Origin of the sequence: Campylobacter concisus (assembly GCF_001298465.1) — a bacterium.
Classification (GTDB): Bacteria; Campylobacterota; Campylobacteria; order Campylobacterales; family Campylobacteraceae; genus Campylobacter_A; species Campylobacter_A concisus.
The window spans coordinates 1096353-1120043 of the sequence record NZ_CP012541.1 but is presented as its reverse complement, the minus strand read 5'-3'; the positions used below and the strand labels follow the sequence as shown (position 1 = coordinate 1120043).

The 23691-nt window shown below is 38.1% G+C and carries 25 protein-coding genes, 2 tRNA genes, 3 rRNA genes and 1 pseudogene; 26 read left to right on the top strand and 5 right to left on the bottom strand.

Features of this window, described 5'->3' with window-relative positions:
* Nucleotides 1-6 precede the first annotated feature (6 nt).
* The 9 genes from CCON33237_RS05730 to CCON33237_RS10115 all read left to right on the top strand — a co-directional run bounded on the left by CCON33237_RS05730 (nucleotide 7) and on the right by CCON33237_RS10115 (nucleotide 8679).
* Nucleotides 7-603: a lipid-binding SYLF domain-containing protein gene (locus CCON33237_RS05730; protein WP_054196777.1), complete on the top strand. Its 597-nt coding sequence runs from the start codon at nucleotides 7-9 to the stop codon at nucleotides 601-603.
* Entirely contained in the window at nucleotides 603-1169 is a 567-nt protein-coding gene (locus CCON33237_RS05725; protein ID WP_054196776.1) for a DedA family protein, read from the top strand. The genes CCON33237_RS05730 and CCON33237_RS05725 overlap by 1 nt, the downstream gene beginning before the upstream one ends.
* Entirely contained in the window at nucleotides 1166-2506 is a 1341-nt protein-coding gene (locus CCON33237_RS05720; protein ID WP_054196775.1) for a DUF945 family protein, read from the top strand. Before CCON33237_RS05725 ends, CCON33237_RS05720 begins: the two co-directional genes overlap by 4 nt.
* A 254-nt stretch (nucleotides 2507-2760) precedes the next feature.
* A 16S ribosomal RNA gene (locus CCON33237_RS05715) occupies nucleotides 2761-4272 on the top strand.
* Nucleotides 4273-4366: 94 nt separating this feature from the next.
* Nucleotides 4367-4443: transfer RNA gene (locus CCON33237_RS05710), tRNA-Ile, on the top strand.
* 12 nt (nucleotides 4444-4455) lie between these two features.
* Nucleotides 4456-4531: transfer RNA gene (locus CCON33237_RS05705), tRNA-Ala, on the top strand.
* Between the two features lie 327 nt (nucleotides 4532-4858).
* Nucleotides 4859-7762, top strand: a 23S ribosomal RNA gene (locus CCON33237_RS05700).
* 133 nt (nucleotides 7763-7895) lie between these two features.
* Nucleotides 7896-8014: ribosomal RNA gene (gene rrf / locus CCON33237_RS05695) — 5S ribosomal RNA — on the top strand.
* Together the 16S, 23S and 5S rRNA genes with 2 tRNA genes alongside form the textbook arrangement of a ribosomal RNA operon.
* A 221-nt stretch (nucleotides 8015-8235) precedes the next feature.
* A complete protein-coding gene (locus CCON33237_RS10115) occupies nucleotides 8236-8679 on the top strand; it encodes a ComEA family DNA-binding protein (protein ID WP_054196774.1) in 444 nt (147 codons plus the stop codon).
* A gap of 152 nt (nucleotides 8680-8831) precedes the next feature.
* Here CCON33237_RS10115 and CCON33237_RS05685 read toward each other — a convergent pair whose 3' ends face one another.
* From CCON33237_RS05685 to CCON33237_RS05675, 3 genes are all read right to left on the bottom strand, one after another.
* A complete protein-coding gene (locus CCON33237_RS05685) occupies nucleotides 8832-9248 on the bottom strand; it encodes an Rrf2 family transcriptional regulator (protein WP_054196773.1) in 417 nt (138 codons plus the stop codon).
* Nucleotides 9249-9364: 116 nt separating this feature from the next.
* Nucleotides 9365-9964 (bottom strand): NAD(P)-dependent oxidoreductase, encoded by a 600-nt coding sequence (locus CCON33237_RS05680; protein WP_234402308.1) that lies wholly within the window; start codon nucleotides 9962-9964, stop codon nucleotides 9365-9367.
* Between the two features lie 79 nt (nucleotides 9965-10043).
* Complete coding sequence (locus CCON33237_RS05675) at nucleotides 10044-10418, bottom strand: cupin domain-containing protein (protein ID WP_054196772.1); 375 nt, start codon at nucleotides 10416-10418, stop codon at nucleotides 10044-10046.
* A 149-nt stretch (nucleotides 10419-10567) separates the two neighbouring features.
* On the opposite strand from CCON33237_RS05675, the gene CCON33237_RS05670 reads away from it, so the two are divergent.
* Nucleotides 10568-11440, top strand: a complete 873-nt coding sequence (locus CCON33237_RS05670) for an ABC transporter six-transmembrane domain-containing protein (protein WP_054196771.1) — start codon at nucleotides 10568-10570, stop codon at nucleotides 11438-11440.
* Nucleotides 11430-11807 (top strand): annotated as a pseudogene (locus CCON33237_RS05665) (cation diffusion facilitator family transporter); the annotation flags it as partial. The gene CCON33237_RS05670 and the pseudogene CCON33237_RS05665, both read left to right, overlap by 11 nt.
* A gap of 170 nt (nucleotides 11808-11977) precedes the next feature.
* On the opposite strand, the gene CCON33237_RS09455 reads toward CCON33237_RS05665, so the two are convergent.
* Nucleotides 11978-12721: an XRE family transcriptional regulator gene (locus CCON33237_RS09455; protein WP_081004441.1), complete on the bottom strand. Its 744-nt coding sequence runs from the start codon at nucleotides 12719-12721 to the stop codon at nucleotides 11978-11980.
* Nucleotides 12722-12960: 239 nt separating this feature from the next.
* On the opposite strand from CCON33237_RS09455, the gene CCON33237_RS09650 reads away from it, so the two are divergent.
* The 15 genes from CCON33237_RS09650 (at nucleotide 12961) to CCON33237_RS05595 (ending at nucleotide 21980) form a co-directional block, all read left to right on the top strand.
* Nucleotides 12961-13131 carry a hypothetical protein gene (locus CCON33237_RS09650; RefSeq protein WP_167496274.1) on the top strand — a complete coding sequence of 57 codons (171 nt, stop codon included), beginning with the start codon at nucleotides 12961-12963 and terminating at the stop codon, nucleotides 13129-13131.
* On the top strand, nucleotides 13132-15591 hold the full coding sequence (locus CCON33237_RS05655) for a Mu transposase C-terminal domain-containing protein (RefSeq protein WP_054196770.1): 2460 nt from the start codon (nucleotides 13132-13134) through the stop codon (nucleotides 15589-15591).
* An 11-nt stretch (nucleotides 15592-15602) separates the two neighbouring features.
* Nucleotides 15603-16472, top strand: coding sequence for an AAA family ATPase (locus CCON33237_RS05650; protein WP_054196769.1), 870 nt, complete (start codon nucleotides 15603-15605; stop codon nucleotides 16470-16472).
* A 4-nt stretch (nucleotides 16473-16476) separates the two neighbouring features.
* Nucleotides 16477-16674: a sigma factor-like helix-turn-helix DNA-binding protein gene (locus CCON33237_RS05645; protein WP_054196768.1), complete on the top strand. Its 198-nt coding sequence runs from the start codon at nucleotides 16477-16479 to the stop codon at nucleotides 16672-16674.
* Between the two features lie 175 nt (nucleotides 16675-16849).
* Nucleotides 16850-17329, top strand: a complete 480-nt coding sequence (locus tag CCON33237_RS05640) for a DUF1937 family protein (protein ID WP_054196767.1) — start codon at nucleotides 16850-16852, stop codon at nucleotides 17327-17329.
* An 80-nt stretch (nucleotides 17330-17409) separates the two neighbouring features.
* Complete coding sequence (locus CCON33237_RS05635) at nucleotides 17410-17820, top strand: hypothetical protein (RefSeq protein WP_054196766.1); 411 nt, start codon at nucleotides 17410-17412, stop codon at nucleotides 17818-17820.
* 60 nt (nucleotides 17821-17880) lie between these two features.
* Entirely contained in the window at nucleotides 17881-18048 is a 168-nt protein-coding gene (locus CCON33237_RS09545; RefSeq protein ID WP_155463279.1) for a hypothetical protein, read from the top strand.
* A gap of 18 nt (nucleotides 18049-18066) precedes the next feature.
* Complete coding sequence (locus tag CCON33237_RS05630) at nucleotides 18067-18399, top strand: hypothetical protein (protein WP_054196765.1); 333 nt, start codon at nucleotides 18067-18069, stop codon at nucleotides 18397-18399.
* Entirely contained in the window at nucleotides 18389-18595 is a 207-nt protein-coding gene (locus CCON33237_RS05625; RefSeq protein WP_054196764.1) for a hypothetical protein, read from the top strand. Before CCON33237_RS05630 ends, CCON33237_RS05625 begins: the two co-directional genes overlap by 11 nt.
* On the top strand, nucleotides 18592-19035 hold the full coding sequence (locus tag CCON33237_RS05620; protein WP_054196763.1) for a phage protein GemA/Gp16 family protein: 444 nt from the start codon (nucleotides 18592-18594) through the stop codon (nucleotides 19033-19035). Before CCON33237_RS05625 ends, CCON33237_RS05620 begins: the two co-directional genes overlap by 4 nt.
* 31 nt (nucleotides 19036-19066) lie before the next feature.
* Nucleotides 19067-19267: an NrdR family transcriptional regulator gene (locus CCON33237_RS05615; protein WP_054196762.1), complete on the top strand. Its 201-nt coding sequence runs from the start codon at nucleotides 19067-19069 to the stop codon at nucleotides 19265-19267.
* On the top strand, nucleotides 19260-20477 hold the full coding sequence (locus tag CCON33237_RS05610) for a hypothetical protein (RefSeq protein ID WP_054196761.1): 1218 nt from the start codon (nucleotides 19260-19262) through the stop codon (nucleotides 20475-20477). Before CCON33237_RS05615 ends, CCON33237_RS05610 begins: the two co-directional genes overlap by 8 nt.
* Complete coding sequence (locus CCON33237_RS05605; protein ID WP_054196760.1) at nucleotides 20474-20707, top strand: hypothetical protein; 234 nt, start codon at nucleotides 20474-20476, stop codon at nucleotides 20705-20707. The genes CCON33237_RS05610 and CCON33237_RS05605 overlap by 4 nt, the downstream gene beginning before the upstream one ends.
* 9 nt (nucleotides 20708-20716) lie before the next feature.
* Complete coding sequence (locus CCON33237_RS05600) at nucleotides 20717-21151, top strand: HK97 gp10 family phage protein (RefSeq protein WP_054196759.1); 435 nt, start codon at nucleotides 20717-20719, stop codon at nucleotides 21149-21151.
* 25 nt (nucleotides 21152-21176) lie between these two features.
* Complete coding sequence (locus CCON33237_RS05595; protein WP_054196758.1) at nucleotides 21177-21980, top strand: hypothetical protein; 804 nt, start codon at nucleotides 21177-21179, stop codon at nucleotides 21978-21980.
* A 118-nt stretch (nucleotides 21981-22098) separates the two neighbouring features.
* Here the strand turns inward: CCON33237_RS05595 and CCON33237_RS05590 are convergent, their stop codons facing one another.
* Nucleotides 22099-23667: a terminase large subunit domain-containing protein gene (locus tag CCON33237_RS05590; RefSeq protein ID WP_054196757.1), complete on the bottom strand. Its 1569-nt coding sequence runs from the start codon at nucleotides 23665-23667 to the stop codon at nucleotides 22099-22101.
* Nucleotides 23668-23691 lie beyond the last annotated feature (24 nt).

Sequence of the window (23691 nt, the reverse complement as noted above, 5' to 3'; positions counted from 1 at the left end):
CAAGATATGAAATTTCTTTTTTCAATTTTATTATTTTTCTCACTTGGCTTTGCCAGCGAGGAGCTCGTGCTAGATTCGGCAAACTCGTTTATAACAACTATGAGAGGCGCTAGAAACGCTCCTATAAAAGAGCTAATCGAGCAGTCAAAAGCGACGATCATCTTTCCAAGTGTTAAAAAGGTCGGTTTTGTAGTTGGTGGCATGGGCGGAGATGGCATCATGGTTGTTGGCAACATTAACTCGCCAAGTGAAATTTTACCAGTTAGCATAAGTGGCGGCAGTATCGGTATACAGCTTGGTTATGAAGATAGTTCACTTGTACTTTTTATATTTAAAGATAGCATTATCCACGATATTAAAGATGCCAAGATCACGCTTGATACAAAGCTTTCAGTAGCTTTTGGTGACATTGGACGCAATTACAGTAAAGTAAGCGATTTTAAATTTTCAAGTGATATTTACGCATATGCCGCAAATGATGGTTTCTTTGCGGGAGCTAGCTTTGGTGGAGCAGTCATCAGTGCAAGAGAAGAAATTTTAAAGCAAAGTGGCTATGCCTATGAACAGCTAATAGCCTCCGCATCTAAACTTTTAGGAGATTAATGCAAGATATCATAAACTCAGTTTCAACATACGGCTATATTGTATTGTTTTTTTATAGCCTTGGTGGCGGTATGGTTGCATTAATCGCCGCTGGAATTTTAAGTTTTGCCGGTAAGATGGATATCACTCTTAGTATAATTGTCGCTGCTGTGGCAAATACAATCGGCGACACGCTAATTTTTTATCTCGCAAGATTTAATAAAAGCTCACTTATGCCTTATATCAAAAATCATAAAAGAAAGCTTGCTTATGCAGGAATTTTGGCCAAAAAACACGGCGATAAGATAATATTTATCAAAAAATTTATCTACGGCGTCAAAACTTTGGTTCCTATCGCGCTTGGACTTACGAAATATTCATTTTATAAATTTAGCATTATAAATTTGATCTCGTCAGTGCTTTGGGCGGCCATTATCGGATTTGCCAGCTTTAAAGCGGGTGATTATTTTGTAGGTGCAAGCGACTATCTTGGCGAGCATGGATATATTATGCCTCTTGCTATGGTTTGTTTGTTGCTTGGAATTTGGTTTTTTTTACAACATATTACAAAAAGGAGAAAAGCATGAAAAAGGTGATATCTGCTTTAATCGTAGTTATCATGGTAGCCATTGGAGCGGTTTATTTTGCTTCAAATGAGGTGGAGAAAAACTATCAAAGGATAGTGAATGATCTAAATAATATTAAGGGCTTTAAAATTTCTAATAACAATTACAAAAAAGGTTTTTTTGGCTCAAAAGGATCATTTGATTTTAGTGTTTCAAAAGATCTTTTGGAAAATATATTTGGTAAAAATGTAAATGAGGATTTGGTTTTTAAAGTAGAAAATGAAATTTCTCATACAGCGCTTGCTTTTATAGATGGCTTTGAAATAGACTCAAAAATTTCTATCCAAAACGATATGATTAAAAACATTATCGCAACATTCATGGGTTCAAACGTCATTGCAACAACTAAAACAAAAGTTAGCTTAACTGGCGATAAAGATGTGGATATTAAATTTAGCAATATTGAATTTAATGATAAGCAAAAAACTGCATTTAATACAAAAGATATAAAGATTGGTATGACGCTTGATTCAAAAGATAGTATAAACAGCTTAAAGGTTGAAGCAGATAAGATTGTTTTGAAAGATTTTAGTGAATACAATAAAGTTGATCTAAATATCGAAGGGTTCTATATTGACTCAAGTTATAAAGAGCCAGTTAAGATTTCAAAAATTTTAGAGAGTCAGCTTGTACCTTATCTAGCAAAAGTTAAATTTAAAAGGGTGTCTTTCGCATCTAATGATGTAAGTAATGTTTTGATAGATGACTTTAAGTATGACTCAAAATTTGAAATCTCAAATGATCTTGGAAGATCAGACGATGTTATAAAAATAGGTATCGTAGCAGTTGATAAAGTAAAATATACAGATTTTGTCTTTGATAGCAAAATCGCAAATATCAATGTGCCTGCATTAAATAATGTATTAGACAAGCTTAATAATTTAAATAATGAAGAAAATTATAATGTTTTAGCTGGATTAAATTTTGATGAGACAGTAGATCAAATCTTAGAAAAGAATCCAACCATAAAAATAGATACATTAAGTTTCAAAAAGGGAGATAAGGCTCTAAAGCTAAATTTAGATGCAGCAGTAAATGGCTTTAAAAAGGGAACAAATCAGTCAGAAATTTTTGATAAATTATCTCTTAGTGGAAAAATAAGTGTCGATGAAAGTCTGGCGAATTTTTTTGATACATTAGTGCCAGAAGTAGCTTTTGTTGAGCCTACTTTGATATCTGCTGGATATTTTAAAGAAGAGGACAAAAAAGTAATAAGTGAATTTAAATATGATCCAAACAAAAAAGATATTATATTTAATGGAAAAGTTGGACTTCAAAATTTCTTTATGGGTTTTTAAAAATTAGCCTGATTTTTATCTGTATTTAAGCATCACTTCTATATACTTCACTTTCTGTTTTGCAAAACGCAGAGCAGAAAGTTCTTTTAACTTACAATTGTTAAACTATTAGTCAATCTTTGAAATCTAAACAAGTGATCGATTGAGCCAGTCTATTATGATTAAATAATAGATTAGACAAACTAATATAAAAACTAAAAGTTTTTTTGATTAAAAACTTCATAATAAAAATCCTGTCTATTAGATAGGTAATTAATATGGAGAGTTTGATCCTGGCTCAGAGTGAACGCTGGCGGCGTGCCTAATACATGCAAGTCGAACGGACAAGTAAGAGCTTGCTCTTATGAGTTAGTGGCGCACGGGTGAGTAATGTATAGCTAATCTGCCCTACACTAGAGGACAACAGTTGGAAACGGCTGCTAATACTCTATACTCCTGTCTTACATAAGTTAGATAGGGAAAGTTTTATCGGTGTAGGATGAGGCTATATTGTATCAGCTAGTTGGTGAGGTAATGGCTCACCAAGGCTATGACGCATAACTGGTCTGAGAGGATGATCAGTCACACTGGAACTGAGACACGGTCCAGACTCCTACGGGAGGCAGCAGTAGGGAATATTGCTCAATGGGGGAAACCCTGAAGCAGCAACGCCGCGTGGAGGATGACACTTTTCGGAGCGTAAACTCCTTTTGTTAGGGAAGAATAATGACGGTACCTAACGAATAAGCACCGGCTAACTCCGTGCCAGCAGCCGCGGTAATACGGAGGGTGCAAGCGTTACTCGGAATCACTGGGCGTAAAGGACGCGTAGGCGGATTATCAAGTCTCTTGTGAAATCCTATGGCTTAACCATAGAACTGCTTGGGAAACTGGTAATCTAGAGTGAGGGAGAGGCAGATGGAATTGGTGGTGTAGGGGTAAAATCCGTAGAGATCACCAGGAATACCCATTGCGAAGGCGATCTGCTGGAACTCAACTGACGCTAATGCGTGAAAGCGTGGGGAGCAAACAGGATTAGATACCCTGGTAGTCCACGCCCTAAACGATGTATACTAGTTGTTGCTAAGCTAGTCTTGGCAGTAATGCACCTAACGGATTAAGTATACCGCCTGGGGAGTACGGTCGCAAGATTAAAACTCAAAGGAATAGACGGGGACCCGCACAAGCGGTGGAGCATGTGGTTTAATTCGAAGATACGCGAAGAACCTTACCCGGACTTGATATCTAACAAATCATCTAGAGATAGAAGAGTGTCTGCTTGCAGAAATGTTAAGACAGGTGCTGCACGGCTGTCGTCAGCTCGTGTCGTGAGATGTTGGGTTAAGTCCCGCAACGAGCGCAACCCACGTCATTAGTTGCTAACAGTTCGGCTGAGCACTCTAATGAGACTGCCTTCGTAAGGAGGAGGAAGGTGTGGACGACGTCAAGTCATCATGGCCCTTATGTCCGGGGCGACACACGTGCTACAATGGCATATACAATGAGAAGCAATATCGCGAGATGGAGCAAATCTATAAAATATGTCCCAGTTCGGATTGGAGTCTGCAACTCGACTCCATGAAGCCGGAATCGCTAGTAATCGTAGATCAGCCATGCTACGGTGAATACGTTCCCGGGTCTTGTACTCACCGCCCGTCACACCATGGGAGTTGATTTCACTCGAAGCCGGAATACTAAATTAGTTACCGTCCACAGTGGAATCAGCGACTGGGGTGAAGTCGTAACAAGGTAACCGTAGGAGAACCTGCGGTTGGATCACCTCCTTTCTAGAGTACATATAGATATTCTCTCACAAGATATCTATAAGAAAGATATTCTCAATCATCCTTGTTTAGTTTTGAAAGATTGATAGACCTATAGGGGCCTATAGCTCAGCTGGTTAGAGTGCACCCCTGATAAGGGTGAGGTCACAAGTTCAAGTCTTGTTAGGCCCACCAGAGAATTTAATTGGGGAATTAGCTCAGCTGGGAGAGCGCCTGCTTTGCACGCAGGAGGTCAGCGGTTCGATCCCGCTATTCTCCACCATAAAATAGTTTAACCGTATTAAGTCTAATTAGAGAGCTTAAATTTTTAAACTTTCTAATTAGACTTTTGTCTAAATGTTCTTTTAATTAATATTGTTAATAGTCACAAGCAAGTTTTAAAAACAATTTTACAGGACTTGTTAAAGATTTAAATTTCTATTCTCTTTGCATTTAATGCAAAAGTTTGACATCACAATCTATTTAGGATTTAAAACTTATCTAAATAGTAGTCAATGCTTTCCGTCTTGAGAGCTAGAATTTAAATATAGTAACATAAAGTTATCTTTAACAAGGAAGTGATGCGAATTAGAATAATCTAATATAGAAAAGGTAAGCTACAAAGAGCAAGTGGTGGATGCCTTGGCTAGTAGAGGCGATGAAAGACGTGCCAGGCTGCGATAAGTCTCGGGGAGCCGTCAAGGGGCTTTGATCCGGGAATTTCTGAATGGGGCAACCCAGTTAAGCGCGAGCTTAACTACCTAATATGGAGCGAACGAGGGGAATTGAAACATCTTAGTACCCTCAGGAAAAGAAATCAAAAGAGATTACGCTAGTAGCGGCGAGCGAACGCGTAAGAGGGCAAACCGTTAGTTTACTAACGGGGTTGTAGGACTGCAATATAGACTAAACTTAGCTAATAGAATAATTTGGAAAGATTAAGCATAGAGGGTGATACTCCCGTATATGAAAGCTTTGTTTTACTTAGCAGTATCCTGAGTAGGGCGGAACACGTGATATTCTGTCTGAAGCTGGGTAGACCACTATCCAACCCTAAATACTACTACTAGACCGATAGTGCACAAGTACCGTGAGGGAAAGGTGAAAAGAACTGAGGTGATCAGAGTGAAATAGAACCTGAAACCATTTGCTTACAATCATTCAGAGCCCTATGATTTATCAGGGTGATGGACTGCCTTTTGCATAATGAGCCTGCGAGTTGTGATGTCTGGCAAGGTTAAGGAAACCCGGAGCCGTAGCGAAAGCGAGTCTTAATAGGGCGTTTAGTCAGACGTTGCAGACCCGAAACGATGTGATCTATCCATGAGCAGGTTGAAACCGGTGTAAGAGCCGGTGGAGGACCGAACCCGCTAGCGTTGAAAAGCTATGGGATGACTTGTGGATAGGGGTGAAAGGCCAATCAAACATCGTGATAGCTGGTTCTCTCCGAAATATATTTAGGTATAGCGTCATGTAGTAACACTGGGGGGTAGAGCACTGAATGGGCTAGGGCATACACCAATGTACCAAACCCTATCAAACTCCGAATACCTAGTGTGTAATCATGGCAGTCAGGCGGCGAGTGATAAAATCCGTCGTCGAGAGGGGAACAACCCAGACTAACAGCTAAGGTCCCTAAATCTCATTTAAGTGGAAAACGATGTGGAGTTACTTAAACAACCAGGAGGTTGGCTTAGAAGCAGCCATCCTTTAAAGAAAGCGTAATAGCTCACTGGTCTAGTGATTCTGCGCGGAAAATATAACGGGGCTAAAATGAGTACCGAAGCTTTAGACTTAGTTTTACTAAGTGGTAGGAGAGCGTTGTATTTGCGTTGAAGGTATACCGGTAAGGAGTGCTGGAGCGAATACAAGTGAGCATGCAGGCATGAGTAGCGATAATTGGGGTGAGAATCCCCAACGCCGTAAACCCAAGGTTTCCTACGCGATGCTCGTCATCGTAGGGTTAGCCGGGTCCTAAGCAAAGTCCGAAAGGGGTATGCGATGGAAAATTGGTTAATATTCCAATGCCAACTATAATGTGCGATGGAAGGACGCTTAGAGTTAAGCAAGCTAGCGGATGGTAGTGCTAGTCGAAAGGTGTAGGTTAAGATCCAGGCAAATCCGGATCTTTTTAAGCCGAGACCCCACAGGCGTTTGAAGTTCTTCGGAATGGATAGCGAATTGCCGATACTGTCGAGCCAAGAAAAGTTTCTAAGTTTAGTTATAGTTGCCCGTACCGTAAACCGACACAGGTGGGTGGGATGAGTATTCTAAGGCGCGTGGAAGAACTCTCTTCAAGGAACTCTGCAAAATAGCACCGTATCTTCGGTATAAGGTGTGCCTAACTTTGTGAAGGATTTACTCCGTAAGCATTGAAGGTTACAACAAAGAGTCCCTCCCGACTGTTTACCAAAAACACAGCACTCTGCTAACTCGTAAGAGGATGTATAGGGTGTGACGCCTGCCCGGTGCTCGAAGGTTAATTGATGACGTTAGCTCTGCGAAGCGTTTGATCGAAGCCCGAGTAAACGGCGGCCGTAACTATAACGGTCCTAAGGTAGCGAAATTCCTTGTCGATTAAATATCGACCTGCATGAATGGCGTAACGAGATGGGAGCTGTCTCGAAGAGGGATCCAGTGAAATTGTAGTGGAGGTGAAAATTCCTCCTACCCGCGGCAAGACGGAAAGACCCCGTGGACCTTTACTACAGCTTGACACTGCTATTGGGATAAAAATGTGCAGGATAGGTGGGAGGCTTTGATCTATAGACGCCAGTTTATGGTGAGCCGTTGTTGAGATACCACTCTTTTTTATTCTGATAGCTAACTAGCTTGAGTTATCCTCAAGTAGGACAATGTCTGGTGGGTAGTTTGACTGGGGCGGTCGCCTCCCAAAATGTAACGGAGGCTTACAAAGGTTGGCTCAGAACGGTTGGAAATCGTTCGCAGAGTATAAAGGCAAAAGCCAGCTTAACTGCGAGACATACACGTCAAGCAGGGACGAAAGTCGGTCTTAGTGATCCGGTGGTTCTGTGTGGAAGGGCCATCGCTCAAAGGATAAAAGGTACCCCGGGGATAACAGGCTGATCTCCCCCAAGAGCTCACATCGACGGGGAGGTTTGGCACCTCGATGTCGGCTCATCGCATCCTGGGGCTGGAGCAGGTCCCAAGGGTATGGCTGTTCGCCATTTAAAGCGGTACGCGAGCTGGGTTCAGAACGTCGTGAGACAGTTCGGTCCCTATCTGCCGTGGGCGTAAGAAGATTGAGGAGAGTTGACCCTAGTACGAGAGGACCGGGTCGAACCAACCACTGGTGTACGAGTTGTTCTGCCAAGAGCACCGCTCGGTAGCTATGTTGGGATGTGATAACTGCTGAAAGCATCTAAGCAGGAAGCCAACTCCAAGATGAATCTTCTTTTAAGAGCTCATATAGACTATGTGTTTGATAGGCTGGGTGTGTAATGGATGAAAGTCCTTTAGCTGACCAGTACTAATAGCTCGTCTGCTTATCTTTTAATAAGCATCACTTCCTTGTTAAGGATAAAAACTTAATAAGATATGTTTTTATAAAACTTTGTTTATGACTTTTAACTTTATCAAGTAGTGTTAAATAAGAGATTTATCTGATATATCTTTTATTTAACACTGCCCGTGACTATACAGACGAGGAAACGCCTTGCTCCATCTCGAACCAAGAAGCTAAGCTCGTCCTGGCTGATGATACTCTCCCTTACTGGGATGTTGGAAAAGTAGGTCGTTGCGGGCTTTGTTGATTTTTAATATTCTTTATCTAAACAATCATCTTTTAATATTATTTCTTAATTTATAACAAAATATCAAATCTAAAATTTATTTATATTTTTAAATAATTAGACTTTTTATCTTTACATTTATAAATATCTTTTAGCTTATGTTTTTATGCGAGTGTTGACTAAAAACACCAAATATGATAGACTCCAAACCCAAATTTACCCAAAAAGGACAAAAATGAAAAAGATTATATTCTCACTATTAGTAGCAGCTTCTACATTACTAGCAGCCATAAATTTAAACACTGCCACAAAAGAAGAGTTAATGAGTTTAGATGGCATAGGATCTTCAAAGGCAGATGCAATAATAGAGTATAGAAAAGCAAATAAATTTAACTCAATAGAAGATATAAAAAATGTAAATGGTATAGGTGATAAGACATTTGAAAATTTAAAATCAGATATATCAGTATCAGGCACTACAAAGATAGACGAAACAAAAGCTAAAACAAAATCTAAAAAAGATGACACAAAACAAAAAGTAAGTAAAAAGAGTGATGAAGTAAAAGAGAAAAAAGATGGTGCTAAAGATAGCGTAAAAGAAGTCAAAGATAAGAAAGAAAGCCCAAAAGATAAAGCAGAGAAAAAGAGCAAAGCTAAAAAAGAGAAAAGCAAAGAGTAATAAAATCTAGGAATTTATAAAAATTCTTACATAAAATATATATAAAAATAGTTAGGAGCGCATAGCGTTCCTAATAAATAAAATAGATTGGTTTTTTTATATATCTGCCTACTTTTTAAATTCTATAACTTGGTTTGCCTACTTTTTAAATTTTATAAATCAATAAGCTCATCTAATAGATCTTGTAAAGTAATGCTTCTTAAACTATCCTCTAAAGCTTCTTGTGCTTTTAGGAAGTGACCAGTTAAAAGTCCCTCGATCTTGCTACCAAGTGGGCAGGCTTTAGGTGAGTCAGAGTGGATCTTAAAAAGTTTTTCTTTATCATTTACTGCGTTAAAAATTTGAAGGAGGGTTATATCTTTTGGCTCTTTTGCAAGACTCACACCACCAACTCCAGCTACAACATTCACAAGTCCTGCAGCCTTTAGAGTGCCAAGCAGGCGCCTAACTATGACAGGATTTGTGTTTATACTACCTGCTATAAATTCGCTCGTGACTTTCTCGTCTTTGAAAAAATAAGCTGCTAAAACTACATGGATCGCGGTTGAAAACTTGATCCCTACTTGCATGATTGTCCTTGAAATTTTCTCTGATTATACTTTAAATTTTTACTAAAAGCAGTTTATTTTTTAGTTTAGATTTGACAAGCCGACTTTTTGTGTTAACTATGTCAAATCTATAATTTTTATTCTCGCTTGCTAACTGCTGTGAAGCGTTTTTGTATAAATTTTTTGTTTTTTAGTTCGTCTATGATTGCTATAGCAAGGTCTGCATAGCTTATATAGCTCTCATTTTTTGAGTTTAAGATGAGATTATCTCCACCAAGCGTGTATTTACCAGTGTGAGCACCACTTGCGTCGTAGTCGCCTGCTGGACTTACATATGTCCAAAGCAAATCGCTCCTGCCTTTTAGCTCAAAATAAGACTCTGCAGTCGCCTTTGCCACACCTATATATGCAGCCGGGAAGTCTGGCGTATCCATCACCATTGTGCCCTTATCATCTACAAATAATGTACCAGCGCCACCAACTACAAGTAGTCTTGTGTCGCTACCCTCTAGCAAATTTGCAAGATGAGCAGCAATTTTTTTGTGGAGTGGGAAGGTCTCTGGTGTCCAAGCAGCAAATGCACTAATAACTGCATCAAAGTCTGCTAGATCGGACTTAGCTATATCAAAAATATCTTTATATATGACTTTAACGGTGTCATTTTTATACTCTTTATTTCTAACTATCGCTGTGACATCGTAGCCTTGTTTTAAAGAAATTTGTACCGCTTTTACCATTTGCACCTATGATTGCTATTTTCATTATTTATCTTTTAAATTTTTGTTTTTTGACTGCTAGACAGCAATGTTTTTGAGATTATAACCAGCTTGGCTTGATGTCTGTAACCATCACACCATCGCTCATAGTGTATTGCTCTAGGCTACCTTTTTTGCTTTGGATACACATCATTTTTATACCACTTTTGCCAGCTCTAAAGCACCTTTTACCTTCTGGGTCTATGCGTAGCGCGTCACCTTTGCTTACTTTTAGCACTTCACCGTCGATGAAAAGCTCACCCTCACCATCCATAATGATGTAAAGTTCCTCGTTTTGTTTGTGTGAGTGGACAAATGGCACGCTTGCGTTTGCTGGAAGCTCGTTTATAGAAACTTCACAGCCGCTTAAATTTAAAGCTTCTTTTAGCTCGACTCTTGGCTCGTTAGTGATCTTTACAACTTGATAATTTTTCATTTTGTTCTCCTTTTTGTTGTAATCTTTTTATTTATAACTGATGAGCGAAGTATAATATTCTTTAGTTGTAATGTCAAGAGTTACAACAAAATTTTTTTCAAATTTTTATAAATTTAGCTAAAATTCGCAAAAATTTTTTAGGAGTAAATTTGCAAAATAACGCCTTTAAAACGCTAAAGAGCATAGCAACCGAGCACAATAAAAAGCTTATATTGACCTTCGCTTTGGTGCTAGCCGAGAACGGACTTTTTCTAACCTACCCGATATTTGCAGGCTTTGCGATCAACGCAATCATGCAAGGAAACACGTTAAATGCCCTTGTTTACGCACTTTTTGTGCTCATAGCGTGGCTTGTTGGAGCTATCAGGCGCCGCGTGGATACGCAAGTCTTTGCAGGCATCTACGCAGAGCTCGCCGTAAACGTCATCATGAATGAAAAACAAAATGCCAAAGACGATTCCGCCATCATCGCCAGAGCTGCGCTCTCGCGAGAGTTTGTAAATTTCTTTGAGACACATTTTCCTATGTTTTTCACATCGGTTATTTCTATCATTGGCTCAGCATTTATGCTCATCTTTGTCGAGCCAAAGGTTGCTGTGGCGTGCTTTGTAGTGATGACCTTTTTTCTTATATTTTTACCAAGATATATTAAGAAAAATGACGACCTTTATCTTCGCTTAAATGACCGCCTAGAAAAAGAGGCAAAGGTGATAGGTGTTTTTAATAAAAGCACGCTAAATAGGCACTACGACGTCGTTTCTAAATTTCGTATAGCGATCTCAAACAGGGAGGCGATGAGCTATTTTATCATCGGCATTAGCGCTTCGCTGCTCTTTTTGGTGGCGATAATAGTGCTAAGCTCGCAGCAGACAAATGCCGGCCACATCTACTCTGTGATGACCTATATATGGAATTTCGTCATCAGCCTTGACGACTCGCCAAAGCTCATCGAGGAATTTTCAAATTTAAAAGATATAGGCAAGAGGATCGACGCCCAAAAGAAGGACAATGATGCACAATAAGAGCGTTCTTAGAAATTCATTTTTTCTAATTTTCACGTTTATGATAGTTGAGGCCGTTTTTGGCTTCGTTTCAAACTCGCTTGCGCTCATTAGCGACGCATTTCACATGCTCTCAGACGCTGCGGCTCTTTTTTTGTCGCTGGTAGCTTTTAAGATCGCAGAAAAAAGGGCAAATTTACGAAAGACCTTTGGCTACAAAAGGGTCGAGATCATCGCCGCTTTTATAAATGCCATTGCTCTTATCGCGCTAGCCGTCTTTGTCATAGCCGAGGCGATAGTTAGGCTTTTTAATGAGCCGCAGATAGAGGCTAAAACGATGCTTTTTGTTAGTATTTTGGGGCTTGTGGTAAATTTAGTCGTGGCTATTTTGTAAAGTTATGTTAGATATCAAAGTTATAAAAAGGCATAGAAAAGTGCGATTAATTCGTAGTTAGAGTGAGTTTTAGTCAAAATCAAAGTGGCAAAAATTTCTTTACATCACTTTACAAAAGCTTTACATCTTTTTACAAACTCTTTTAAAAGCCGTTTAAATGGGCTTTAAATCACACATCTTAATACTTTACCTACTATATAGACCTCAACGTTACTATCTTCATCTATCTCGTAGCTTTGATAGTCTTTGTTGATGCTTATGATATGAAGCACGCCGTCAGGGCTTTTTTGGAGCAATTTAACCATAAAATTTCCACAAAAGTTTATAATGTATAGCCCATCGCCTTCAAATCTAGCTGTAACGTCAGCAATGACCCAGCTATCAGGGTATAACATAGGGACCATAGAGTAGCCTTCTACTTGCATGCAGCGTAGGTTGTTTGTGTTTTTTAGACGAGTTTTAAAGAGCATCTGAGAAAATGGGACGAGTTTAGTTGTGTCATAGACTTCAATGCCGTTTATATCGACACTTTCGCCTGCTCCAACTTTAGAGCTTAGCTCACATATAAGGATCTGATCCTCTTTTAACTGCTCTATTTGTGAGTTTTTAAGGTTTGTAGGACTTATGGACAAATTAGAAGACAAATTTTGAGTTTGGGAGACATATTGGGAGACAGAATTATTATTTTTGGGAGACATATTGGGAGACATATTACCTGTGTAAAAATTTGTTGGCGTTAAGTTAAAGGCTAAAGCAATTTTGTTTAAATTTTCTATTGTAATATTTTTCGTCTTTCCTGCCTCATATCCTTTTATACTATCAATAGAAACACCTGAAAATTTTGCTAAATCCGCTTGCGTCCATTGCTTTTCTAGCCTGAGTTCTTTTAGCCTAGTTGATAAGTCCATATAATTCTCCTTTAAAGATACCAAATATGCTTGATATGCTTGACAAAGTGTAATATATTACGCTATAATTCAAAATGTGTTTGGAAGCATATTACTTTAAAAAAAGTAAAAAGTTTCTAAAAAGGTTCTTTTAAAATTTATTGTCAAGCGGATAAAGGCCATTTTAAAGGATACACTATGCAAGAAAAAGTAAGTAATATCCGCTTAACTATAAATTTATAGAAAAGGAGTGAAAAAAAATGAGAGCATATAGGGTCAAGCAAGTGACAAGAGAGGTAAAGCAGAAGCTAAAGTATGACCTCAAAGACTATTGCGAGATGAGAGGACTTAGTCTTAGTAGCCTTTATAAAGGTTTTGTGAGCCAAAGAGCTAGAAAAATACTAGAGAAAGATGGAATAAAGGTAGCCTAAATGTGGGTAAATTCAAGGGTTGCAGCTGAATTTTTTGGCATAAATAATAAAAGCGTGGAAAAGGCAGCATGCCGTGCCAAAAAAGCAGGCAAAAAATTTTGCTCTATAAAGAGTAATATATTACTCTTTGATTATATAGGAGGTAATCGTGGTGGAGCAAGTGGCAAAACCCTTCGAATAGATATAGACGAGAGAATTTATCCAGAGATCGTGGAGAGGATCAGTAAAACAAGAGAAGGAGAGAGCTATGACGTGCCTTACAATGCAGCAAGCGGAGCGAAGTCAGGCAAAGGGGCTGGTGCAGATGATGAGGGAGCAGATGAACTGGGCGGAAGAGATGGAGCTAATGCAAATGGCGATAGAAGAGCAAGCAATGGAGCAAAAGAGGCAGGAGAGAGCGAATATGCAAGAGATAAAAGCAAAGAGAGCGCTGGAAGAATTTGTGATGAAGATGCAAGAGATGGGCTTTGTGATAAGAGTAACAAAACACGGAATATATGGATACAAGAAGAGGTAAAAAGAGATGAACAATGTGGCAATGATAGTAATGGCTATGTACTTGCTATATCTTGTAGTAATGATAAGCTAGAGAATATAGATAATGGCAATGGCTGCGCTGCTACTAGCACCATGTATGGTAGCAGCACTAATAATAGCGGCAACTCTTTTGCAAATTTGCCGCTAATAGCAACTTGCGGCGATAAAAAAAGAGCTGATGCACTATGTAAGCGTGCAATAGTTTTGGAGTGGGATAAGGCAAAAGGGAAGATAGATGAGAGTAGTTTTATAGAGTATTTAAATACAAGCAATAAATACCCTATAAAAGTAAGCTCAAATAAGCTCTATGACTGGCAAAGAAAATTTAAAATGGGTGGTCTAGATGCACTTGTGGATAGTAGGAGTAATAATAAGAGCTTAAAAATAGAAGAGCTTGGGCTTAGTGACAAGTGCGACGAGCTAATAAAATCAAATGTAGGCAAAGGTAGGATAAATATAACAAACATCTATAAGGTGCTTAACTACTACTATACAACTTCACAGATCGGTGAGCTAAGTTTTGATGAGTTTTTGGCCAAAAAAGATGAGTGTGTGAGCTATGAGGTGGTAAATAGGTATGTAAATAACTACCTAAAGAAAAACAAACTTCTTAAAAATCTCATACTTTACGGCGAAGATGGCGTTATAGGCAGACAAATGCCAGCACTTGGAGTGAGCAACTGGGCAGTAAGAACGATAAATGAAGTCGTTGAAATAGATGCTAGCCCACTTGACATGATATGTAATGCCAGTGATATATGCAAGAGCATAGGATATGAGGCTGTAAATAATATCTTTTCAAGCAAAGAGGAGTTTGAGAGCTACGTAAGGCAGTGGCAAAAACGCTACACGATCATAGCACTAATCGATACCTACTCAGGAGTGGCAAGCTTTCATATAAGCGATAGCGAAAATAGCCTAGCAATAGCAAGAGCTGTGGCTAAATACATAATAAGGTATGGCAAGCCAAAAACTATAAAGGGCGATAATGGTAAGGCCTTTAAGAGTGAATATATGAGCTCGGTTCTTGGTTCGCTTGAGATACGCTATGAGGCCGTTAGAGCATATAGTGGTTGGTTAAAACCTTATGTAGAGAGAAATTTTAGAGCGCTTCAACATAGCTTTAGTGAAAATTTAGCCGGATATATCGGACATAACATAACTGAGAGACAAGCGATAGAGTTTTTCTACTCTAAAAAAGAGAGACGCCTTAAAAAGGGCGTAAAAACTAATATAGCAAAACTAAAAGAGCTAAGCGAAGTGCAAGAGCTTATGGATCTTTACGCTGAAAATTTCTTAAACGCACGCTACCTAGAGCGCCTTAATAAAACATGCAACGAAGCATATAACGAAAAGATAAACGATGCTGTGGCTATGGACGCAATAAGTCTTAGTGCAAGACTTAGCAAAAAAGAGCTAAAGCATGTGAGTAAAAAGGGAGTAAGCGTGGGTGGCGTGAATTTTTATAACGCTCAGATGTTTGGGTATGAGCGAGTTACCATCCGAGAAAACATAGACAACATAAATGAGTGTTTTGTCTGGGATGAAGATGACAAGAAATTTATAGGCGTGGCAAATGTTCTTGATATGAATGAGGGCGTAAGTGTTGAGGAAGCAAAAGCAGCTAGAAAGCTCTTTAGCAAACGCTTGCGTGATATAAAAGCTGATGCTAGCGAGGCAAGAGATAAGAGCCAAGAAGAGTTTAAACAAATGGTCATGGGCCTTGAAGCCAAAAGAGCGCTAAAGCCTGAGCTAAAGGGCGTAAATAATGAGAGCAAAGAGATCGAAGCAGCTCAAAAAAGCAGCCGATCACTGACTAAAAATAGAGCTTTTGATGATGAGCTTTTGGCTGTAGCTGGCAGTGATGTAAAAAAAGAGAAAAAGATAAAAAGTTGGCAAGAAATAGTCAATGAAACTAACTAAAAGGAGTAGTAATGAGTGAAAGTATAAAAAAGCTAGATGAATTTTTATCTAGTAACAACATAAGTGCATCAGCACTTGCACGTGCAATAGGAGTGAGTGCATCGCTAATAAGCCAACTTCGTGCCGGAAGTTATAAGGGCGATAGCGATGCAGTAAATGCAAAAATCAATGCTTACATCGATAATTTTAACAAAAAAGCTAAGAATTTTCACGCAAACGCAAAAGAAAATGAGTTTTACGTAACTAGCGATGTAAAGATGGCAAATTTCATCATAAGTGAGGCGATAGCCGAAAAAGAGATAGGGCTAATATATGGCTTTGCTGGAAGTGGCAAGACAACAGTTTTGAAAGAATTTGCCAAGAATAATCCAAATGTGGTTTTGATAGAGGCAACTTGTCACACGAGCGCTAAGGTTTTGCTTGAAGATCTATGCGAGGCTTTAAAGATCGATGCTAGTGGTGGGCTAAGCACAAAGCTAAAGGCGGTAGCAAGGTTTTTAAAGAGTAGCGATAAGGTGATAATGGTAGATGAGGCGGAGCATCTACCGCTAAAGGCTCTTGAAGATCTAAGAAGAATTTATGACTTCTCACGCACTCCGCTAATACTTTGTGGCACAGAGATACTACTAAAAAATCTAATGGGTAAAAACAAGGAGCTAAGACAGCTTTTTAGCCGAATTTGTGGCAAATGGTGCATGCAAGGGCTTAGCAAAGATGAGTGTGAGAAGATCTATACAAAAGAGATATTTGCCTACTGCAAAGGTAACTTTAGAAGCAGTGCAAAGCTATATAAAAAGGCTTTGAGGCTAGCTGAGCTAAATGGATGCCTTGTTGATGAGAGTGTCGTTGCTACGGCGATTGACATGGTTATCTTGGGATAGAAAAATGACACTAAAAGAGATAGCTTTGGTGCTAAATCTAAGCGTAGAGCAAGTGCGTAGAATAGAAAAAGGCGCACTTTTAAAGCTATCTCACCCAAGAAATTTCAAAAAATGGCAAGAGATAAGAGAGCTTATGGCTTTGCTTGAAGAGCATAAGGCAAAAAGCGATAGCGATGAGATATATCAAGGCATAAAAGCATAAGGAGAGAGCCATGATAAAGGGAATGTTTGCATCTTACTCAAAGAAATTTTACGAAGTAAGAGGCTTATATATCTATGTGAAAGATAGCGATTTTGTAGTTGATACTTTAAGTATTTGATTTTACAAAGCCCTTAATAGAGGGCTTTTTTAAGTCAAAATTTTACAAAGGAGATAGATGAAAGAGACAATGAGACTTGCATATGTTGCTAGCCCTTATTGGTTTGCAAATGAGACGGACGTTTTGTCCGACGCAGTGCGGCAAGCGAAATCACAACGAAGCTATGCAAAGCCAGACAAGCATGCAAAAAGAAAGGAGAAGAGCTTGAAAGAGACAATGAGACTTGTATATGTTGCTAGCCCTTATGCTGCCTTTAAAAGCGGTAAGGTAAATGCTGATTTTATGGCTTGCATGGTAGCTAAAGAAGAGTGCAGAAAGGTAAAAGAAGCTGGATATATACCGCTTAGCCCTGTGCTTGCATTTAGTGGTGTGTTTAGCGAGGAGCAAAGAGACGAGGTGCTAAAGGCTGGACTTGAAATGCTTAGCCACTGCTCTTATGTATATTTTTCAAAGCATCCAGCTAGTGAGTTTTCAAAAGGCATGGATATGGAAAGAGAATATGCAAGAGAGCTTGGCATAAGTGAGTTAGAAATTTAAAGGAGAAGAGATGGCGAGTTTAGACAAAAAACTAGCACAAAATCCTAAAAGGGCTAAAAAATCTAAGAAAGGAGAGAAAAATGAGAGTAAAAATAGGCAAAAGTGAGAACGAAATAAGCGACAAAAAACTAACTCGCGCGGTAGAGGATTTTTGCGAGATAAAGATGCAAATAGACGCCCTTAACGAGAAGCTAAAGGAGCATAAAGATGTCATTGTTTGTTTTGCTAGGGATGCACTATGCGAGAATGAGGCTACCACCATAAGCTTTGTAGGCGAAGAAAACGGCGTAAAAGTTAGTTTTGGCTGGGATGTAAAAGTAAGTGATGAAGAGATGCTTAGAAATTTGCTTGCAGACAAATTTGATCTACTTGTAAAAACTGAGTGCGTCTATAAGCCTGAAAAGAAACTAAAGGAGCTTGCATTAAATGATGATGGCTTAAAAGAGTGCTTAGAGATAAAGGAGAAAGCACCAGCTGTTAGCATGCTCTAAGCTTTAACAAAGCCCTAAATTTTAGGGCTTGATTAAGGCTTAAAAACAAAGGAACTATTTTTGACTTTTGAAGAAGCGGTAGCTAATTTTCATACAGCCAACAAAGAAGCACAGATAAAAGAATTTAAGTGCTTGCGCCCTAGAGATGAAGTGATAGCTGAGTTTAACCAAAAGCTCGATGCGTATTGGCTTAGCATGCTTGAGCCAGAGCTAAAAGAGAAAGCCTAAAATATAAAGGGATATTAAATGAAACTTTTAAAAGAGATGAGTGAATATGCATTAAAAGATAGCTGCCTAAAGTATTCACTAAAAGGGGCAAGCATAGAGTATCAAACATTGATCTTTTACTTTGTTTCACCAAATGATCAGACGTATTTTAACAACAATTTAGAGCCTATAAAGGCAAATTTACGTGAGTTTTGGAAGATCCACGCCAAAGAGATAAAGCAAAATGGAATTTACTTCACCGACGTAATCGCAAAGCTGGCACAAAAAGAGCCTAAAAAGCAGATGGATAAAGATCTAGCCAACCTCTTTGATCAATTAAGAGAAGCAATAAGGGCAAGAGATGAGCTTTAAGCAAAGAGAACACCTAAGAAATTTAGCCATTAAAAGACATGAAAATGCACTTTTTAGGCTGAAAAATGCACTTGGTTACGATGAGGATTTTTATAAATTTAAAAATGGCAGACTAAATGTAGCTAAGCTTGCAAGATGTGCTGGAGTGAGCGAAAAATTTGCAAGACGTGAGCTTGATATAAGGGGGCTAATATGAACCAAAGTGAGTATAGAAAGAGACTTTTAACACTCATCCATATAAACCCACTTTACAAGCAGATCGTAGAAAATGGAGCTTGGCAAGAATGGCTAATGCTTCGCTTTGGTGTAGAGAGCAGCAAGGAACTTAGCATAAGCGAGCTAAATTTGGCTCTTGATATATTACAAGAGAGGGTAGATGATAGGCTAGGCTTTGAGCCAGACATTAAAGGTAGGCGCATTTTCAAAAAAGGCGCTATCACGCAGAAGCAGCTTAAAAAGATAGAGGTTTTGATAGACGTTCTTGGCTGGGATGAAAATAGTGCTAGGAGATTTTACTACCGCCAGATCGGAGCACTTGTGACAAACATAGCCTTACTAAACTCAAGCCAAGCTACAAAGATCATTACTGGACTAAGTGCCGTTATAAAATGTGAAAAAAATCCTAAAAAAAGCTAATATTTTTTAAAAATATATAAAAAGGATTTTTATGTTTTGTCCTTACTGCGGTTTTGAAAAGACTAAGGTTTTAAATACTATGAAAGGCTTGCAAAACAAGCGTTATAGAGTTTGTGATAAGTGTAAAAGAAGCTTTGTGAGTATCGAAGCACTTTTTTGTGATCCGTACTGGCAAGAGTATGCTAAGGCTACTAAAGAGCTTGGCGATCTTAAGGGTATAAAAAATGAATAACGAGCTACTTCTAAGAACACTTTTAAAGGCTAAATTTGACAAAAACAAGAGCGTTAGCGAGCTAGTAGATGAGTTTATAAAACAAAATGCGAAGCTAGCTAAAAAGGAGCTAGAGGCACAGCTTGCAAATTTACTTATATTTATAAATGAGAATTATAACATTGATAAAAAGGTGTTAAAAGAGCTTGTAAATTCTAAAATTTCATCAATGGGACTAAGTATAAATCCAAATAATCTTGAAGAAATTTACGCCGTGCTTGCAGGTAAAAATATAGCCGTAAATATAGTCTTTGATGAGATAGACATAAGGGCTATAAACGCTATGAGAAATAACTTCTATTGGGTTGGCAAAGAGTTTAACAAAGACTTTAGTGATAGGCTAAAAGATATCATTGAGAGTGCTTTTCGTGGCGAGGTAGCAAGAAGCGAACTAGCACAGAGACTAAAAGACGAATTTGCAAGTGAGCTAAAGCAAAGCGTAAGATACTTTGAGGGAGTGAGTGATCATATCATCAGCCAAAATCAAAACATATCAACAGTAAATCAGGCTAGGAAATACGGCGTAAAATACTATAAAGTAGTAGCTGTGATGGATAGTAGAACAAGCGCTATATGTAGATCGATGAATGGTAGGCTCATACCAGCAGAGCACATAGAAAGACAGTGCGATAATATCATGAATGCAAAAGATATGGCCAGCAAAAAGGCAGCAGCTACATGGGCAAAAGCACCATATAATGGTAGAAGCGATAAGATGGATAGTAACTTTGGCATGCCGCCATATCATTTTAGGTGTAGAACAGAGATCGTGCCGGCATGGGTTGATGAATATGAAAATGATGGCGTGACAATGAGAGCCAGCGAAGCACCGGGCAAAGACGAGATCATAAGACACATAGATAAAATGGGCGTGGAGAGGGTGCTGACTTTTGTAAACGCAAATGATAAAAAGCATAGTGCAAATTTGCTGCAACGTACATCAGCAGCAAAGATAGTCTCAGCACTTAACTCTATCACACATATAGCTCCACATACAAATGTTGAGCAAAAATCAATAGCAAAAACACAAAATGGCTATATTATAATTTTTGATGGTGATAAAATAGACACTATATTTCCTACAAAAGACAATCAAGCATTAAAAAAATACTTTGAAAATTATGCCAAAAAGGATAAAATCGAAGTCATAAAGAGATGGTGGCAGATATGAAATATTTTGTTTTTGATAGCGGCATAGAACTTATTATAACAAGTGATAAAAGCCTAAAGGATAAAAGTGCTGATGTATGTTCATGCGTAGGCGATCTTGCTAGCTTTATAGAGTATGTAAAGACTGCAATAGATAATGGAAGCGAGCATGATTTTTTCTTTGATAGTGGTGAAAAATTTAGCGGAGATTTGTGCTCGTGCTTAGAGTATGTAGCCAAAAAAAGAGCTTAGTAGGTTTTAATGAATTTTAATAGTGCTTTAAAAAGGTTTTTATTTCGCATAGGCTCAGGGGTAAGATATAGAGCGAAGCAATTAGCGCCATATAAAACTGGTAATCTTAAAAAAGATATACAAGTTTTTGACGAGAAGATAGATAGTTTTAGCATAAGTGTGGGAAATACAAAGCTTGCACCTTATGCTAAATTTGTATATTTTGGTACAAGGCCACATGTTATAAAGCCAAAAAAGATGAAGGCTCTTGCAAACAAAAAGAGCGGTCAAATTTTTGGCAAAAGTGTAAATCACCCTGGCACAAAGGCAAACCCATATATCGAGAAAGCTTTTAGCGAGTATATAAGTAGCGCTAGCTTTGTAAAGGCAAAAGAGCAATTAGCTAAGGATATAGGAGATGAGACAGTAAAATTTATAACAAGTTCCATTAATAACATTAAGTGATATAATTTCATAAAAAAGGCTAAAAATGCATTGGTTTATTGCTATTTTTATACTTGCTTTGGTTGTTTTTATGATATTAAATCATCGGGATTTAAAAAAATGGAGTAAAATCTTAGGCTATAAGCCTACATCAGATGAACTTAAGATTATAATTGAGCTTGAACTTGAAAAATATCCACAATCAGAAATAATCCAAATTTTACAAGCTTTTAAATCAAAAATGCTTGATAAAAAAGCGATAAAAGAGCTTATAAAAGATAAAAGAGAAAAACTAAAACATCAAGAAGCCAATAAATTGGCTAAAAAATATATAGAGATAGAACTACAATGTAAAACAAAGCAACAAGATTTAAAGGATAAACCAAAAGAAATAGAACATAAGAAACAAGAATTGACAAAAGTAAACAATAAAATACAAACGATTAAACAAGACGAAGTATTAGAAGCTGAAATTATACAAGAATATCCAGATAACACACCTATTGAAATTATAGATTATTATGAAAGGCGAGAGTTTGATGCTATGCGTTTTGCCTTACAAAGAGTAGCTTACGAGATGGTCGGAGATAGACACACACAACAAGAAAAAGACCAATTTAAAAAAATTATGATTTATTTTGCATACAAAGATCCACTCTATAACGATTGCATTAAAAAAATCATTGGTATAGTAGCCAAAAATGAAGGTATGTTTCAAACTCAAATCTATCAGTATTTTAAAGAGTATGACATCGAGATAATGAGATATGTGCTTTATTTTGCAAATGAACTAGGTGACATTCACAGGGTTAAAAGTGGACGCACTTACAAATTATATACAAATACTTAAAAATAGTGCATTTTTATACTGTTGCAAATTGAAATGTTGGGAGACATTTTAAATAATTGAGCCTTGCTAAGAGTAGAGCCTTTTGGCTCTACTTGGATTTTATCACCCCCCCCTTTATTTATAATATCACCGCTCCGCCGCCTTTTCTTTTTACAACAGCCTCTATCTTACGACAAGCTAAAGCTAATGCCCAAAACCTATCTGCGTGACCATACTCGTTTCTTTTTGCATCATACTTAAAGCTTTTTGTTCCTGCTGTGCGTTTTATGGCGTGAAGATCACTGATTAAAAGTGGATCGTTTGGTATGCTTATCTTTTTATCTTCAAAGAGTTTCTTTAAATTTAGAGCCATTTGCTCCTTTGTGCCAGCTGTAAAATATACTCCATTTACCCTGCTTTTAAATTTAGCATGCATAGTTTCTGTTAAATTTAGACCGATGCCGGTTTTATCCATATCAAGGGTTGCTAGTGGGTAGGAGCGCAGGTGAGAGCTTAAGACATCTTCTTGCTCTTTAAAGCTAGCTTTTGCAAGCACATTAAGCATAGCAAGAGTATATGTATCATCGCTATTGATCACACTTGCAAGTGTTGAACGGTCGCTAACTCTTCCTATATCATACCCACAAAGCAGCGGAGTGTTTGAGTTTGGGCTAAAATAGCTAAGCTTTTCATCTATGCAGCTTTTGATAAGCGTAATAGACAGTAGGCTGCTCTCATCATCTATAAAGACGCATTCATAAGCACTAGCCCATGTATCAGCATCAAAGAGTGCTTTCATGGTTTCAAGGTCAAACTCTAGCCCATCTCCCATAGCTCTATAAATATCAACATGGAACCGCTTAAACATCTTATACTTTTGCTCGTCAAAGTACAGCTCATGAAAAAGGCTCTTTTCTTCAAATGGTGTTGAAAGTATTGTTAAGCGACCTTTAACAGCACCGATGCTTGGCACAAAAGCGTGCCAAATTTTCTTAGGGTTTGGGTACCATGCAAACTCATCCATCCAAATATCACCAGTAAAACCTTGAACTGTACGAAAGTTGTGAGCGAGAGCTTTTATAATAGCGCCATTTTCTAGCTTTATCTCAGTCTCACTATCTTTTGCTAAAGCCACTCCAAACCTATCAGACCATAGTTTTAAATATCTCATTAGGATTAGCGCTTGTTCTTCTGAAGCGGACAAAAATAGCTGGTTTCTACCGCCAACTGCTCCTATAAGTGCGTCAGCTGCTGCCACGTAGCTAAAGCCTATCTGGCGCGATTTTAGTACGATACGAAACTGAGCATCGCTTTGCAAAAATTCTTTTTGATAAGCAAACAGTTCGCCATCTTTTACTATCTCATCTCTTAAAATTTTGGCACTTTTGTCTAAGCTTACTGGTGGCAAAACATAGGCTTTTTGCTCTTTGGCTGCTTTGCTTTTGCTCTCGATCTTATTTAACGCCACTATAAGATCAGCAAGCTGGGCCGTCTCATCAGGGACTAACTTTTTCTTTTTGCTTAAACACTCAACCTGCTTTTTTAGTGCCTTTACACCATCATCAAGACTAAATTCATCATTTGCCTGCTCTAACCACTTTTGTAATGTTGGGCGAGATACGTTCATTTGCTTTGAAACTAGCACTGAGCTCACGCCACTTTTTAATAAATTTATACACTCTTTTTTAAACTCTTCATTATAAGCCATTTAAAGCCCTTTTATATTATTAAA